Source organism: Mesorhizobium sp. P2_A8 (genome assembly GCF_056404935.1).
In genome coordinates, this window is sequence record NZ_JBFUDB010000003.1 from 583,793 (window position 1) to 599,021 (window position 15,229).

The 15,229-nt window shown below is 63.4% G+C and carries 11 protein-coding genes; 4 read left to right on the top strand and 7 right to left on the bottom strand.

Features of this window, described 5'->3' with window-relative positions; genetic code table 11:
• Positions 1–100: 100 nt before the first annotated feature.
• The 5 genes from AC1D10_RS12435 to AC1D10_RS12455 form a co-directional block, all read right to left on the bottom strand.
• A complete protein-coding gene (locus AC1D10_RS12435) occupies positions 101–1,480 on the bottom strand; it encodes an aspartate aminotransferase family protein (protein WP_477272004.1) in 1,380 nt (459 codons plus the stop codon).
• A 50-nt stretch (positions 1,481–1,530) separates the two neighbouring features.
• Entirely contained in the window at positions 1,531–1,656 is a 126-nt protein-coding gene (locus AC1D10_RS12440) for a capsid protein (protein WP_477272006.1), read from the bottom strand.
• Positions 1,657–1,800: 144 nt separating this feature from the next.
• Positions 1,801–3,873 (bottom strand): prolyl oligopeptidase family serine peptidase, encoded by a 2,073-nt coding sequence (locus tag AC1D10_RS12445; RefSeq protein WP_477272008.1) that lies wholly within the window; start codon positions 3,871–3,873, stop codon positions 1,801–1,803.
• A 70-nt stretch (positions 3,874–3,943) separates the two neighbouring features.
• A complete protein-coding gene (locus tag AC1D10_RS12450; RefSeq protein WP_477272010.1) occupies positions 3,944–5,119 on the bottom strand; it encodes an MFS transporter in 1,176 nt (391 codons plus the stop codon).
• Positions 5,116–6,297 (bottom strand): MFS transporter, encoded by a 1,182-nt coding sequence (locus AC1D10_RS12455; protein WP_477272012.1) that lies wholly within the window; start codon positions 6,295–6,297, stop codon positions 5,116–5,118. Before AC1D10_RS12455 ends, AC1D10_RS12450 begins: the two co-directional genes overlap by 4 nt.
• A gap of 253 nt (positions 6,298–6,550) precedes the next feature.
• Here AC1D10_RS12455 and AC1D10_RS12460 point away from each other — a divergent pair, with 253 nt between their 5' ends.
• From AC1D10_RS12460 to AC1D10_RS12470, 3 genes are all read left to right on the top strand, one after another.
• Positions 6,551–8,128 carry a trimethylamine methyltransferase family protein gene (locus tag AC1D10_RS12460; RefSeq protein WP_477272014.1) on the top strand — a complete coding sequence of 526 codons (1,578 nt, stop codon included), beginning with the start codon at positions 6,551–6,553 and terminating at the stop codon, positions 8,126–8,128.
• A gap of 82 nt (positions 8,129–8,210) precedes the next feature.
• Positions 8,211–10,781, top strand: coding sequence for a GcvT family protein (locus AC1D10_RS12465; RefSeq protein WP_477272016.1), 2,571 nt, complete (start codon positions 8,211–8,213; stop codon positions 10,779–10,781).
• Positions 10,782–10,790: 9 nt separating this feature from the next.
• Positions 10,791–12,146, top strand: a complete 1,356-nt coding sequence (locus AC1D10_RS12470; protein ID WP_477272018.1) for a M24 family metallopeptidase — start codon at positions 10,791–10,793, stop codon at positions 12,144–12,146.
• On the opposite strand, the gene AC1D10_RS12475 is transcribed toward AC1D10_RS12470, so the two are convergent.
• Together AC1D10_RS12475 and AC1D10_RS12480 are read right to left on the bottom strand one after the other, a co-directional pair.
• Positions 12,111–12,938, bottom strand: coding sequence for a phosphate/phosphite/phosphonate ABC transporter substrate-binding protein (locus tag AC1D10_RS12475; protein WP_477272020.1), 828 nt, complete (start codon positions 12,936–12,938; stop codon positions 12,111–12,113). The genes AC1D10_RS12470 and AC1D10_RS12475 overlap by 36 nt on opposite strands.
• Before the next feature lie 83 nt (positions 12,939–13,021).
• Positions 13,022–14,032, bottom strand: coding sequence for a fatty acid desaturase (locus tag AC1D10_RS12480; protein ID WP_477272022.1), 1,011 nt, complete (start codon positions 14,030–14,032; stop codon positions 13,022–13,024).
• A gap of 228 nt (positions 14,033–14,260) precedes the next feature.
• On the opposite strand from AC1D10_RS12480, the gene AC1D10_RS12485 reads away from it, so the two are divergent.
• The gene (locus AC1D10_RS12485; RefSeq protein ID WP_477272024.1) at positions 14,261–15,118 is read left to right on the top strand and encodes a helix-turn-helix domain-containing protein; all 858 of its coding nucleotides are present in this window, start codon (positions 14,261–14,263) and stop codon (positions 15,116–15,118) included.
• Positions 15,119–15,229 lie beyond the last annotated feature (111 nt).

The window sequence follows — 15,229 nt, forward strand, 5'->3', positions numbered from 1 at the left end:
CCGCTGCCCCACACACTACGCGCTGGGGATGGTATTCGTTCCCAATGTTTCTCCAGGCCGGGCGCTCCTGTCGAAAGAACGCCCGGTCGAGGGTCGTGCTCTACCGCTTGCGCAGATCCGCCTGTGCCAGATCCAGCGCCCTGGCGATACGATCACAGGCCATGTCGATCGTGTCGCGGGTCCAGATCAGTGGCGGCGACAGGATCATGGTGTCGCCGGTGGCGCGCAGCATCATGCCTTGCGCGATCGCGTGGTCGCGCACGGTCACCGCCGCACTTCCCGACGGCAGGAACCGCTCCTTGGTCGCCTTGTCCTTGACGATCTCGATCGCGCCCATCAGCCCGATCGAGCGCACCTCGCCGACCAGATCATGCCCGGCAATGCGCTCCTGCAAGGCCTTGGCAAAATACGGACCGGTATCGTTCCTGACACGGTCGACCAGCCCTTCCCGCTCGATGATTTCGAGGTTCTTCAGCGCCACGGCACAGGCCACCGGGTGACCGGAATAGGTGTAGCCGTGATTGAACTCGCCGCCCTTCTCGACCAGCGTCGCGGCGATGCGGTCGCCGACCAGCAATGCCGACAGCGGCTGATAGCCAGAGGTCAGCGCCTTGGCCGTGGTGATGGTGTCGGGCTCGATGCCGAGCGTTTGTGCTGCGAACCACTCGCCGGTGCGGCCGTAACCCGTGATGACCTCGTCCAGCATCAGCAGGACATCGTATTTGCGGCAGATGCGCTGCACTTCCGGCCAGTAGCTGACCGGCGGTATCTTCACGCCGCCCGCTCCCATCACCGGCTCGCCGATGAAGGCTGCAACCTTGTCGGCACCGGCTTCGAGGATCGCATCCTCGACGGCCTTTGCCGCCCGCAGGCCGAAATCATGATCGCTCTCGCCAGGCAGCGCCAGCTCATAGGCATAAGGCATCATCACATGGACGATGTTGGGCACCGCACCGCCGAGCTGCTTGTGCATGCCGTCCATGCCGCCGAGCGAGGTGCCGGCAACGGTCGAGCCGTGATAGGCCATCTTGCGCGAGATGATGCGGTTCTTCTCCGGCTTGCCTTCCAGCACCCAGTAATGGCGCACGAGACGCAGCGCCGTGTCGTTGGCTTCCGAACCGGACGAGCCGTAGAACACCTGGTTGACGTGCTTCGGCGCGATCTCAGCCAATTTCTTGGACAACAGCACCGGCGTCGGCGTCGAGCATTTGAAGAATGAGTTGTAGTATGGCAATTCCTTCATCTGCGCGTAGGCGGCATCGGCCAGTTCGTCGCGGCCATAGCCGATGTTGACGCACCACAGCCCGGCCATGCCGTCGAGGATCTCAGCCCCTTCGGAATCGTAGATGAACGGCCCATTGGCATGGGTGATGATGCGCGAGCCGGCTTCGCGCAGTTCCTTGTGGTCGGTGAACGGGTGGAGATGGTGCGCGGCGTCGATCTGCTGAAGCTGCTTCAGCGAATAATTCTGATAGGTCATGAATCTGATCTTTCCTCTGGATTCTATCCGGCTGCGCCGGGGCGAATTCGTCAGAGGAAAGCAGGTGGCGAATAACCGATGCGGGCGCACAGCCGCAAAAGCTCGGCGCGCAGCGTGCGCGGTGACGGTGTCACCGCGACCCGGAATGCGCGAGCCGATATCCTGACGAGAGCCATGGACGGCACCTTAGAGCAATTCCGGTGAAAGTGTGAAACGGTTTTCACGCGAAAAGCGCGTAGCGCTTTCCCCAGGAATTGCGTCAAGAGCAAAGGGCGGTCGAGGTGAACCACCCTTTGCGTCCGCGGAGCCTAGGCCTCATCTCAGGCCTTGCCGCTTAGCGCCCTTTGGAGGAAGACATATTTCATCGCCGTCTGCGCCGCCTGCGGCCGGCGGTCGCCGCGTCCACCATGTCCACCTTCGGTCTCCTCGAAGAACAGCGTCCGCGCATGGCCGGCCTCCTGCAGGCGGGCGGCCATCTTGCGCGCATGGCCGGGATGGACGCGGTCGTCCGCCGTCGACGTCGTCAGCAGCACCGGCGGATAGGCTGCACCGGCGTCGACATGCTGGTAGGGCGAGTAGGCCGAAAGCCACTTCGCATCTTGCGGTTTCGACGGATCGCCATACTCAGCCGCCCACGAGGCGCCGGGCGGCAATTCGGTGTAGCGCAGCATGTCGAGCAGCGGCACCTCGATGATGACGGCACCGAAAAGCTCGGGATGCTGCGTCAAGGAAACGCCGGTCAGCAGGCCGCCATTCGAGCCACCCTGGATGCCGAGCGAAGCGGCTGTGGCAATGCCACGCCTGACGACATCCTGCGCAACAGCGGCGAAATCGTCGAACCCGTTCTGGCGATTGCCCTTGAGCGCGGCCTGATGCCAGGCCGGACCGAATTCGCCGCCGCCGCGGATGCAGGCCTGCACATAAGCATTGCCCTTCTCCAGCCACAGCCTGCCGCGCACGCCGGCATAGCCGGGCAGCAGCGGCACTTCGAAGCCGCCATAGCCATAGAGCAGCGTCGGCACTGGACCCTTCTGGTCGCGTCGCCGGACGACGAAATAGGGGATCATCGTGCCGTCCTTCGAGCGTGCCTCGAACTGTTCCGAAATCAGCGGAGAGGCATCGAAACGCGCCGGCTGCGACTTCACGGTGGCCAGCGTCTCGCCATTGTCATCCGACCAGATGATCGAGCTCGGAGTCAGGAAATCGGTGAAGGAGAAGGAAACGCTGGAGCCGAAATGTTCGGCATGGCTGAGGCCGACATTGCCGTTTTCGGGCAGCGCCACAGGCTTCAGCGCCCAGCTTCCATCGTTACGTTCGCAGACGACGACCTTGCCGCGCACATTGTCCATCAGGTTGATGAACAGACGGTCCTGCGTGCGGGCAATGCCGGCAATCGACACGCGATACGCCGGCTCCAGCAAAGTCTCCACCGGGCCGAGCGTGCCGGTCTCGACCCAACGCGCCAGGTCCAGCGAATAGAGGCCGTCGGGTTTGCACGATGTGCCATCGGGCGCCGTCCACGGGCTGCGCACGCCGAAGACGAGCTGATCTCTGAAGATCGCCGTATCGGTCATGTCGTCAGGCAGCGGCAAACGCTTGTTCTCGCCCGAAGGCAGCCGCAGGAAGATATTCGAGGCGAAGAAATCGAGCGTCCGAGCCAGGATCAGATAGCGTCGGTCGCCATCGAACTCGAGGGCGGCACCGACAGCGAGATCCTCCTTCTGCGCCTCGAAGATCGGTGTCGCGTCTTCCAGTTTGGTGCCACGCTTCCACAGCTTGATCACGCGCGGATAGCCGGACTGCGTCTTGTCGGCCTCTTCGAAGGCCGCCGAGACGATGACAGTGTCCTTGTCCAACCAGCCGAAGCCCGACTTCGAGGCCGGCGCGCGAAACCCGCCTTCGACAAAGGATTTGCTCTCGATATCGAATTCACGCATCTCGCTGGCGTCACCACCGTCCGGCGACATCGAGACCAGGCACAGGTTGAAGTCCGGATAGAGCCGGCTGGCGCCGCTGAACACCCACTTGATCCCATCCTTCGCCGCAAGCTCGTCGAAGTCGACGATCGTTTCCCAATCCGGCTTCTCGGTCTTGTAGGAAGCGACCGTCGTGCGGCGCCACACGCCGAGCACATTGGTCTTGTCCTGCCAGAAATTGTAGACATGTCCGGCAATGGCGGCGCCGACCGCGATGTTGTCCTCGGCCGTCATCAGGTCGAGGGCGGTCTGGAACGCCGCCTGATAGGACGGATCGCCCTGCAACTCGCCAACCGTGACCTCGTTCTGACCATGCACCCAGTCGAGCGACTCTTTGCTGGTCCTGTCCTCCAGCCAGAGGAACGGATCGTCGGTCAAAGGGGTGGAATTGGACGTATTGGTGATGGGCTTGGTCATGAGATCTCCGATAAACGCGTCGCTGTTGGCACTGCCAACATCGATATGCTTTGTCCGATATTCAATATGTTCAGCCGACGATTGAGGCTTTCCGTCGGCCAGTAAGGCTCGCAATCGCCAGTGCCAGACATAGCAGGCCGAGTGTGATCGGCAGGCCTCTTGCCCCCACAATGTCCATCGCAGTGCCCGCCAGTGGCGGCACGGCGATGCCGCCGACGCCCCACATCAAGGAGAAGGCCGCGTTGCCGGCAACCAGTGTCGAGCCGGTGAAGCGTTCGCCGAGCTCAATGATCGACATCGTGTAGATGCCGTAAGAGACGGCGCCCCAGACAAAGATCATCGGCCAGATCAGTGGCGTGTCGATGACGATCGGCAGGAGCAGGCAGCCGAGCACCGTGATCGCGACGCAGGCAAGCCGCACAAGACGCGACGAGAGCCTTTCCGCCAGCAGGCCGAGCGGCACCTGCATGGCGATGTTGCCGGCGATCATCACCGACAGCAGCGCCGACATGCGGGGCTCGGGGATGCCGTGATGGGTGCCGTAGACCGGTAGCAAGGCCAGCGCGCCCTGCTCGAAGCCTGCGGCCACGATCACGGCAAACAAAAGCAGCCACGCCAGCGGCACGAAGCCAAGCACGGAAACCCGATGCCCGGCCTCATCGACCTTGGGCAAGCGCGGCAGCACCGAGGCCAGACAGATGCCACACAACACGAAGGCGAAAATGCCGACGAGGAATGGCGGCCAGCCTTCCGTGCCGACGGCAAGCAGGCACAGCGGCCCAGCCGCAAAGCCGGCCGAGATGATCGTCGAATAGACGCCCATGACGCGGCCTCGCCGCGCCGGCGGCGCCAGCGCGATCACCCAGATCTCGCTCAGCACGTAGAGCGGGTTGGTCACCACGCCGATCAGCAAGCGCAGTGGAAACCACAAATAGACATTCTGCGTCCAGCCGATCAGCGCCAGCACGATTGCCGAAAGCGCCGCACAGGTGAGCGCCGTGCGCCCTGCCCCGAACCGGCGCGCCAGCGCCGGTATCAGCGGCGACGAGACGATGAAGCCGACCGGTGTCATTGCCGCCGACAGACCGATCATCGCCGGCGACACGCCCTGCCGCTGCAGGATGAAGCTCAGCAGCGGATAGGACAGCCCCTGCGCGATGGCGAACACCGAAACGGTGGCGATCACGCCAGTGATCGCAGCCCATTGCATTCCCATCTCGCTGTTGCCCGAACCGCTCGCGATCATGCGTTGCCGCTCCGGCGCACGGACGAGCGATACAGTGCGAACATCACCAGCAACGCGTCGAGGCCGGCGATCACGACCGGCAGGCCAAGCGGGCCGATGCCTTGCATGAGCAGGCCGGCGCCGGGCGGCCCGACGATGCCGCCGGCGCCCCACATCAGCGCAAAGGCGGCGTTGCCGGCGACCAGCACCGAGCCCTTGAACCGGCTGCCCAGTTCGACCAGCGCCATCGTGTAGACGCCGTAGCCGACCGCGCCCATCACCAGCAGCACGCCCCAGATCAGCGGCGTCATGATCAGCAGCGGCAGCAAGAGCGCGCAGGTGGCGGTCGCCAGCGCACAGACGATGATCATGGCGCGGCCGCCAAAACGCTCCGCCAGCAGGCCGAGAGGAATCTGCAGCAGGATGTTACCCAGCGAAAGCGCCATCACCAGCGAGGCAAGCACGGCTTCCGCCAGGCCGTAGCTGGAGCCGAAGACCGGGACCAGCGCATAGGTGCTCTGCTGGACCGCGGCCGAAACCAGAACGGCAAGCAGCAGTGCCGGCGCCACCCTGGCAAAGCCGACAAGGCCGCTGGCGGGCTGGCCGTCCTCCTCGAAACCGGTCAGCTTTGACGAGACGGCGCGCAGGATCACCGCACACAGCGTGAAGCCGGCGACACCGACCAGGAAGGGAGCCCAGCCCGACGTGCCCAGCAGGGTCAGCGCGAATGGCCCGGCCGCGTAACCGACCCCCATCAGCGTGTTGAACACGCCCATGACCCGGCCCCGCCGCGATGGCGGCGCCAGCGACAGCGCCCAGACCTCGCCAAGGATGTAGAGCGGGTTGATGACCACACCAATGATGAAACGGATGACGAACCAGGCCACCCAGTCCTGCAGATAACCGATGGCCAGGAAGCAGATCGCGCCGATCAGCGAGCAGCCGACCGCCAGCGTGCGCGCGCCGACCAGCCGCACCGCGGCCGGCACGAAGGAAGCCGACAGGATCAGCCCGAGCGGCATCATCGCCGCTGACAGGCCGATCAGCGCCGGCGACATGCCCTGTTTCTGCATCAGCAGCGTGAACAGCGGCGAGCTCAGCCCTTGCGCCGCGCCGAACATAGCAAGTGCCGCGGTGACGCCGGCAAGCGCCGCCCACTGCGTTCCCGCTTCGCCTTCGCTCGAGCTGGTCGCGACCATGCTGCAATCCATGTGAAATGCTGGCCATCCGACCGGCGAGCCCGACTAGCTACTGGTTCGATCCGGGTAAAGGAAGGGCCGGTGGGCGAAATCCGCTTGCGCCAACGGGACGGTGCGGCCAAGCCGATCTCCTGGCCGCGCAACTGCCGTTCCGGCATGTCGCTTCCCTCGCCCTAGTGGTCGCCGCCTCCGCAATGGCCGGCCGGTCGCCGGTCCATTATGCCGCCCGCTATTGCATCGTACGAGGACCATCATGACCGCCGCCCTACAACCTGCAGAACCGGCATTGGCCACCGACCGCGCCCGTCGCGGCGGCCGCGCCGGAAAGCGCGCCGGCGGCTCGGCCGCGTTCGAGCAGCCGGCCTTCCGCCAGCTGAAAAACCCGCTGACACCGACCAGGCTGGTGTCGGACGACGAGCTGGAATCGATCCATCTCGCCTCCTTGCGCGTGCTGCGGGAAATCGGCGTCGATGTTCTGCATGACGAGGCCCGGCGCATCATGAAGGCGCACGGCGCCGACGTGCGCGACGGCAGCGAGCGGGTGCGCTTCGACAGCGACATGATCCTCGAGCTGGTGTCGCACTGCCCGTCGGAATTCACCATCCATGCGCGCAATCCCGCACACAATGTGCGCTTCGGCGGCAACAATGTGATCATTTCGATGATGGCGTCGGCGCCCAATTGCTCCGACATCGATCGCGGCCGCCGGCCAGGCAACCAGCAGGACTACCGCAACTTCCTCAAGCTTGCGCAGATGCACAACATCCTGAACTGCACGGGCGGCTATCCGGTCGAGCCGACCGACATCCATCCGTCCGTCCGCCACCTCGAATGCATCCGCGATCTCAGCGTGCTCACCGACAAGGTGTTCCATATCTATTCCCTCGGCAAGGAGCGCAACGTCGACGGCATCGAGATCGCCAGGATCGCGCGCGGCATCAGCCACGAGCAGCTGCTCGAGGAGCCGTCGGTCTTCACCATCATCAACACCAACTCGCCGCTCAAGCTCGATGTGCCGATGATGGAAGGCATCATCCAGATGTCGAGCAAGGGCCAGGTCGTTGTCGTCACGCCATTCACGCTGTCGGGCGCCATGGCGCCCGTGACCATCGCCGGCGCGCTGGTGCAGCAGAACGCCGAGGCGCTTGCCGGCATCGCCTTCGCGCAAATGGTGCGCAGGGGCGCGCCGGTGGGCTATGGCGGCTTCACCTCCAATGTCGACATGAAGTCCGGTTCACCGGCCTTCGGCACGCCGGAATACATGAAGGCGCAGCTCGTCGGTGGCCAGCTTGCCCGCCGCTACAACATCCCCTACCGCACCTCCAACACCTGCGCCGCCAACACGGTCGACGCGCAGGCGGCTTATGAGAGCGTGTTCTCGCTGTGGGGCGCCATTCAGGGCGGCGGCAATCTGATGATGCATGCGGCCGGCTGGCTCGAGGGCGGCCTGCGCTGCTCCTACGAAAAGACCATTCTCGACATCGACCTGCTGCAGATGGTGGCGGAGTTCCTGACCCCGCTCGACTTGTCCGAAGAGGCGCTCGGCTTCGACGCCATCCAGTCGGTCGGCCCCGGCGGCCATTTCTTCGGCACCCAGCACACGCAGGACCGCTACAAGACCGCCTTCTATTCGCCGATCCTGTCCGACTGGCGCAATTTCGAGACCTGGGCAGAAGCTGGCTCGCCGACAGCGCTCGAAAAGGCCAACAAGGTGTGGAAGGAGCGGCTGGCATCCTACGAAGAACCCTATTTGGACCCGGCCATCCGCGAAGAACTCAACGACTTCGTCGACAAGCGCCGGTCCGAGGGCGGCGCGCCGACCGATTTTTGATCGCCCGGCATCCGACTTTGGCATCGCGGCGCACCGCACACCAAACAACTGATTCAGTTTACGCAAAAACGGACCTATCTTGATGAAATCTCACGTAAAAGCGGTTGTTATCGGCGGCGGCGTCGTCGGCTGCTCGGTTCTCTACCATCTGGCCAAGGCCGGCTGGACTGACATCATGCTGATCGAGCGCTCGGAGCTCACCTCCGGCTCTTCCTGGCATGCGGCCGGCGGCTTCCATACCCTGAACGGTGATCCCAACGTCGCTAAGCTGCAGGCCTATACTGTGCAGCTCTACAAGGAGATCGAGGAACTCTCCGGCCAGTCCTGCTCGCTGCACCTGACCGGCGGCGTGATGATGGCTGACACGCCCGAGCGCATGGACTTCCTGCGGCTTGCCCACGCCAAGGGTCGCTATCTCGGCATGGACACCGAGCTGATTACCCCGTCCGAAGCCAAGGCAATGTTCCCGCTGATGGACGAAACCAATTTCGTCGGCGCCATGTGGGATCCGGTCGAAGGCCATCTCGATCCATCCGGCACGACGATCGCCTATTCCAAGGCGGCCAAGAAGCTGGGCGCTGAGATCGTGCTGCGCAACCGCGTCGTCGAGCTGACGCAGGAGGTCGACGGCACCTGGAACGTCGTCACCGAACAAGGCACGGTGAAGGCAGAGCATGTCGTCAACTGCGGCGGCCTGTGGGCGCGCGAGATCGGCCGCATGGTCGGCGTCGAACTGCCGGTACTGGCGATGGAGCATATGTACCTGCTCACCGAGCCGATGCCGGAGGTCGAGGAATTCAACAAATCGACCGGCCGCGAAATGATCGGCGTGCTCGATTTCAAGGGCGAGATCTACACCCGCCAGGAGCGCAACGGTATCCTGCTGGGCACCTATGAGAAGGCCTGCAAGCCGTGGTCGCCGGTCAACACACCGTGGGATTTCGGCCATGAATTGCTCCCCCCCGATCTCGACCGCATCGCGCCGTCGCTGGAAATCGGCTTCAAGCATTTCCCCGGCATCGAGAAGGCCGGCATCAAGCAGATCATCAACGGCCCCTTCACTTTCGCGCTCGACGGCAACCCGCTGGTCGGCCCGGTGCAGGGCTTGACCAATTTCTGGTGTGCCTGCGCCGTCATGGCCGGCTTCAGCCAGGGTGGCGGTGTTGGCCTGGCGCTGTCGAACTGGATGGTCCATGGCGATCCCGGCTTCGACGTCTGGGGCATGGATGTCACCCGCTTCGGCGAATGGGCCGGCTTGCGCTACACCAACGCCAAGGTGCGCGAAAACTATTCGCGCCGCTTCTCCATCCGCTTCCCCAATGAGGAACTGCCGGCGGCGCGTCCGGCGCAAACGACGCCGCTCTACGACACGATGCTGGCCAACAACGCTGTCATGGGCGACAGCTGGGGTCTCGAGACCCCGCTCTGGTTCGCGCCGAAGGGCAAGGAGCCGAAGGACGTCGTCTCGTTCCACCGCTCCAACGATTTTGGGCCGATCGGCGAGGAAGTGCGCGCCACGCGTGAGCGCGTCGGCGTCACCGAGATCGCCAACTTCGCCAAATACGAAGTGTCGGGACCGGGCGCGGAAGATTTCCTCAACCGGCTGATGACCAACCGCATGCCGAAGACCGGCCGTATCGTGCTGACGCCGATGATCAACGAATTCGGCAAGCTGATCGGCGACTTCACCATCGCCAAGGCCGGCGAAGACCGCTTCATGATCTGGGGCTCGTCCGCCGCGCAAAAATATCACATGCGCTGGTTCGAGAAGCATCTGCCGAAGGATGGTTCGGTGCGCATCCACCGTTTCGACCAGACACTGGTCGGCCTGTCGATCGCCGGACCAAAATCGCGCGACCTCTTGCAGAAGCTGGTCGACGTCGACATCTCGACCAGGGCCTTCCGCTTCATGGATTTCCGCGAGATGGCGGTCGGCGGCGCGCCCTGCCTGGTCAACCGCATCACATACACAGGCGATCTCGGCTACGAGATCTGGATGGCGCCCGCCTACCAGCGCCTCGTCTACAAGGCGATCAAGGACGCTGGTGAGGAATTCGGCCTCGTCGATTTCGGCATGCGCGCCTTGCTCTCCATGCGCCTCGAAAAGAACTTCCCGACCTGGTTCCGCGAGCTGCGGCCGATCTACGGACCGTTCGAAGGGGCGATGGACCGCTTCATCAAGCTCGAGAAGAACGACTTCATCGGCCGCGAGGCAGCCGCCAAGGAACACGCGGAGGGGCCAAAACTGCGCCGTGTCTCCTTCATCGTTGACGCCGCCGACGCCGATGTGATGGGGGACGAGCCGATCTGGGCCAAGGTCAGCAAGGACTACGGTACGGTGGAAAAGCCGCATGGCTACGGCGCACCGCGCTTCGACACGGGCGGCAAGGAAATTCGCGGCTCCAAGGCTGCGGAAGGCGCCTCCGCCGTGCGCGGTATCGTCGATGGCGACTGGCGTGTAGTCGGCTGGGTGACGTCAGGCGGCTATGCCCACTATGTGCAGAAGTCGATGGCCCAGGGCTACGTCCCGGCAGCGCTCGCCGAGGATGAGAGTGCAGGACTGTTCGAGATCGAGATCCTCGGACACCGGCGCCCAGCCCGCATCAATGTCGAGGCGCCTTTCGATCCGAGTGGCGAGAAGATGCGCACCTGAGGTTCGACCATGGACAATGGGGTGCCAAAGGGCAGCTTTGGCCGCCATCGCAAGATCCTGCCGTTCGAGCCTGGCTCGATCGAGGCGCTGCGCGACGCCTCCCGCCAGAAGGCGGCTTCGCTCAACCAGCATGTGCTGGGGTATGGCGCGCAAGCGGAAGCCGAATGGGCCGCGGCAGGCATTGCCGCTCCAGACCTGCCGGCGATGCGCAAATACCGGCTGGACCGCATTCGCGCCGAGCTGAAGCGCCGCGACTATGCCGGCGCCCTGCTCTACGACCCCGTCAACATCCGCTACGCCACCGATTCCACCAACATGCAGCTGTGGGTGGCGCACAATCCGACACGGCATTGTTTCGTCGCCACAGAAGGGCCGGTGGTGCTGTTCGACTATTTTTCCTGCGAGCACCTGTCCGACCATTCCGGCGTCGTCGACGAGGTTCGCCCCGCCGTCTCGTGGATGTATCTCTATGGCGGCGAACTAACCGAACAGAAAGTGCGCCGCTGGGCCGCCAGTATTGCCGATCTGGTCAGGGAACATGGCGGCGGCAACAGCCGCATCGCGGTCGATCACATCAACCCTGAAGGCGTCGAGGAGCTCGCTCGCTTTGGTGTTTCGATCGGCAATGGCGAAGCGGTGATGGAAAACGCGCGGCTGATCAAATCATCAGACGAAATCTTCGCCATGCGCCGCGCAATCGTCGCCTGCGAGGCGGCGATTGGCGAGATGGAACAGGCTCTGCAGCCAGGGATTTCCGAGAATGAATTGTGGGCCGAGCTGCATCGCGGCAACATTGCGCGTGGCGGCGAATGGATCGAGACGCGGCTGCTGACGTCAGGCCCGCGCACCAATCCGTGGTTCCAGGAATGCTCGTCACGCAAGATTGAAGCCGGCGACCTCGTCGCCTTCGACACCGACCTGATCGGCCCCTTCGGCTTCTGCGCCGACCTGTCGCGCACCTGGCTGTGCGGCGATGAAAAGCCGACCAATGAACAGCGCGGCCTGTTCCGCATCGCCGCCGATCAGATCACCCACAACACCGCATTGATGCAGCCGGGCATCTCGTTCCGCGACCTTGTCGAGCGCTCGGCGGTGCCGCCCGGAGACTGCTTCCCGACCCGTTACGGCGTGCTCTATCACGGCGTCGGCCTGGCCGACGAATACCCGACCTTGCCGCATGCCAGCGACTGGACATCAGACACGCCGGACGGTGTCCTCGAACCCGGCATGGTGCTGTGTGTCGAGAGCTATATCGGCCGGCTTGGCGGGCGCGAGGGCGTCAAGATCGAGGAGCAGATCCTGATCACCAAAACCGGCAACGAGAAGCTTTCAACCTACCCTCTGGATGCGAGGCTGCTCGGCTAGTCCGGCAATGGCCTCGCGCAGCGCCCTGACCGTCTTTTCCGGTGTTGTTGCGGCGGTGATGAATGGCAGGCCTTTGCGCCGGCCCGTCCAGCCGACGACCCCAACCTTCTGCGCCGCCGGCTCGAAACGCTGCGCCAGCGCCCAGCTTTCGCAGTCGATGGCGGCAACATCCGCCTTGCCATCGGCGACAGCGACGATCGAGCCACGATGACCGCCGCTTTCGCCGCACGTCGAGAAAATGTCCAGGCTTTCGCCGGCCGCTTGCAGGTCGCGCGTCAGCGCAATGATGCCCGACATGGAATCGAGGCTGTTGAAGGTGAAGCGCTTGCCGCGGATCAGGTCGAGCGGGATGAGAGCGCGGCCGTCCGCAGGCGATCGAACCTCCGGCCCCTCGCCTGCCCGCATCACCAGCGCGCTCGAATAGAGTTCGCCCTGCCCGCCTTCACAGGAGTCGTAGCTCGGCTGGCCGACCACCTGAACGTGCCTGGCCAGGCCGAGTTCCATCGGTCCCCAGCAGGTCTGTGCGAACAGCAGCGCCGGATGCAGCCAAAGCTTGTGAAAATCGAGTTCGTCCGGTGGCAATGTCGCCGGGTCCGGCGCGATCAGTTTTCCCTGGGCATCATGAATGCCGCCCGGCACCGGTGGCAGGTCGCCATTGCGGTGCACGATCGATTGTGGCGCGTTGATCCCCCTTTGCCGGAAGGCATCGCGCAACCGCCCCCATTGGGCGTCGACCTCGTCGCGCGCCTCCGGCCAGTCATACATCGGCAACGCCGCAACCAAATCGCTCATGCCGGAATCTGACCGTTATTTCTGGGATTGAAGGGACCGACCGCAGCCAGTCTAGCAGACCGCACCTGCTCGCCGCAAAGAACTCATTCCTTGGGCGGCTCGGCGGGCACCGGCGCACTGCCGAGCCCATTGATGCTGCGCGCCCTGATGCGTGGCTTGAACGCCCTGCCCGGCTCCGGCGCACGCCGCAGCACCGGATGCACGATCGGCTCTTTGGCCTTGAAGGCATAGGCTTTGATCAGCGCGAAATAGTTCGGATAGGCATAGCCATTGTTCATCCGCAGCCATTCGTCGCGGCGATCGCGAAACAGTTTCGGCAACCGGTACCAGGCCACGGTCGGGCTCTTATGGTGGACGAAATGCAGATTGTTGTTGAGGAACAGGAACGACAGCGGCGAGCGTTCGACGATCACCGTGCGGCCTTCCGGATGTTCCGACCATTGATGCTCGGCAAAGGTTCGGATCGAGATCAGCGACTGGCCGAGCCAGACCGGCACCAGAATGTAGAGCCACAACGGAATGCCGAAGCCGAACTGGACGATCGGCACCACGATCGCGAGCCCGATCGCATGCAGCAGCCAGGCCTTGCGGATCACCTTGTCGCCGGCGATCATCTGCTTGGCGTCGTCGATGAAGAAGCCGACGCAGGACAGCCAGGGGCCGAGCACGAAACGGCCAGCCATTGTGTTGTTGATCTTGAGCAGGAATTTCATCGTCGGCGGCAGGTCATCATGCTGCCAGAGCGCCTGGTAGTAGCTCTCGGGGTCATCCAGGGGATCAGTCAGCCGCTCGTCAGCATGGTGGCGCAGGTGAATGGTCTTGAAGCGGCGGAACGGCCAAACGAGGCCAATCGGCAGGAAGACGAAGGCTTCGTTGACCCGCGCATTGCGCGTCGGATGGCCGTGCAGCACTTCGTGCATGATCGAGGATTGCAATGCGGCGGTAAAGGCCAGGAAGGCGAGCGCCAGGATGGGATAAGAGGGCCAGAGCAGCAAACCGGTGGCAAACCAAATTCCGTAGCAGAAGAAAGCGAGAACCACGGTCGGCCATTCGATGGCCGGTACGCTACGCTGTCTGATGCTCTTGCCCGTCATGCTATCGACCACTGTCCCTCAGTCGCCGGAACCCCGATTGGTTCCTGACAGTATTGTGTCAGGAGAAGTGATTCCACTCAACGAGACAAAGTGCACAAACTGTTGCGATTGCGCATTTTTGACCGCATATGTACACATTGTAAACAGACTTAGGGATTCATTTACGCCTGAAGCGCGCATTGAGAGGCTTTGGCGCAAATTTTTCCTCCCGATTCGCGGAGTCAGGTGATGGACAAACGAGACCTGTCAGCAGTCTTTCGGGAGCGTCTGAAGCTGCTCCTGACACGCTCCGATCTCAACCAGTCGGCTTTCGCGACGGCGGTCGGCATCGACCGCTCGGCGCTTTCGCAACTCTTGTCTGGCGCCTCGACCCGCCTGCCCCGCGCCGAGACGCTGCTTAACATCGCAGCCGAATTCAAGGTGTCGCTCGACTGGCTTCTCGGCCTCAGCCAGGACGAGGGTCTCACCGGCGAAATCCGCGAGAGCCTGGAGATCGAGGAGGCGCCCGACGGCTTCGACCGCACGCTGCTAGCCAAATGGCACGCCGAGGCGGCCGGCACCAAGATCCGTTATGTTCCGGCCGGCATTCCCGATCTTCTGCGCACCGAAGCGCTGGTCGACTACGAAGCGGGCATCACCAACAAGAGCCGCCTGGCTCAGGCCGGCGAAACCCAATACCGCATCGACTACAACAGGCGGCCGGAAACCGACATGGAAGTCTGCATGCCGCGCCACACGCTGGAGATTTTCGCGCGCGGCCTGGGTGTTTGGGACCGTTTCCCGGAAGCCGACCGCCGTGCCCAGTTGCTGCACATGGCGACGCTGCTCGACGATCTCTATCCGACCTTCCGGCTGTTTCTTTATGACGGGCGGATGCGATATTCGATCCCCTACACCATCTTCGGGCCCTATCGCGCCGCCATCTATGTCGGCGACATGTATCTTGTGCTCAACGCCACCCAGCCGATCCAGACGCTGATCCAGCATTTCGACAATCTGATCCGCGCCGCCGATATCAATGCACACGAGGCGGCTGGCTTCGCGCAGAAGCTGGCCGGAATGTCGTTCCCGTCAGGCACGGCCTGAGCTTCGGCAATCCTGATCTTTTGGACGGAAACCGGCATCGGCATCGGCGACGCCGCCACAGCTATTTCATTGACTACACATAAAGACTTCTTTATATCCTTATTCGAATTC

Coding starts and splice junctions, on each gene's coding strand:
- AC1D10_RS12435 (WP_477272004.1), bottom strand. CDS start 1,480: ATGACCTATCAGAATTATTCGCTGAAGCAGCTTCAGCAGATCGACGCC.
- AC1D10_RS12440 (WP_477272006.1), bottom strand. CDS start 1,656: ATGGCTCTCGTCAGGATATCGGCTCGCGCATTCCGGGTCGCGGTGACA.
- AC1D10_RS12445 (WP_477272008.1), bottom strand. CDS start 3,873: ATGACCAAGCCCATCACCAATACGTCCAATTCCACCCCTTTGACCGAC.
- AC1D10_RS12450 (WP_477272010.1), bottom strand. CDS start 5,119: ATGATCGCGAGCGGTTCGGGCAACAGCGAGATGGGAATGCAATGGGCT.
- AC1D10_RS12455 (WP_477272012.1), bottom strand. CDS start 6,297: ATGGTCGCGACCAGCTCGAGCGAAGGCGAAGCGGGAACGCAGTGGGCG.
- AC1D10_RS12460 (WP_477272014.1), top strand. CDS start 6,551: ATGACCGCCGCCCTACAACCTGCAGAACCGGCATTGGCCACCGACCGC.
- AC1D10_RS12465 (WP_477272016.1), top strand. CDS start 8,211: ATGAAATCTCACGTAAAAGCGGTTGTTATCGGCGGCGGCGTCGTCGGC.
- AC1D10_RS12470 (WP_477272018.1), top strand. CDS start 10,791: ATGGACAATGGGGTGCCAAAGGGCAGCTTTGGCCGCCATCGCAAGATC.
- AC1D10_RS12475 (WP_477272020.1), bottom strand. CDS start 12,938: ATGAGCGATTTGGTTGCGGCGTTGCCGATGTATGACTGGCCGGAGGCG.
- AC1D10_RS12480 (WP_477272022.1), bottom strand. CDS start 14,032: ATGACGGGCAAGAGCATCAGACAGCGTAGCGTACCGGCCATCGAATGG.
- AC1D10_RS12485 (WP_477272024.1), top strand. CDS start 14,261: ATGGACAAACGAGACCTGTCAGCAGTCTTTCGGGAGCGTCTGAAGCTG.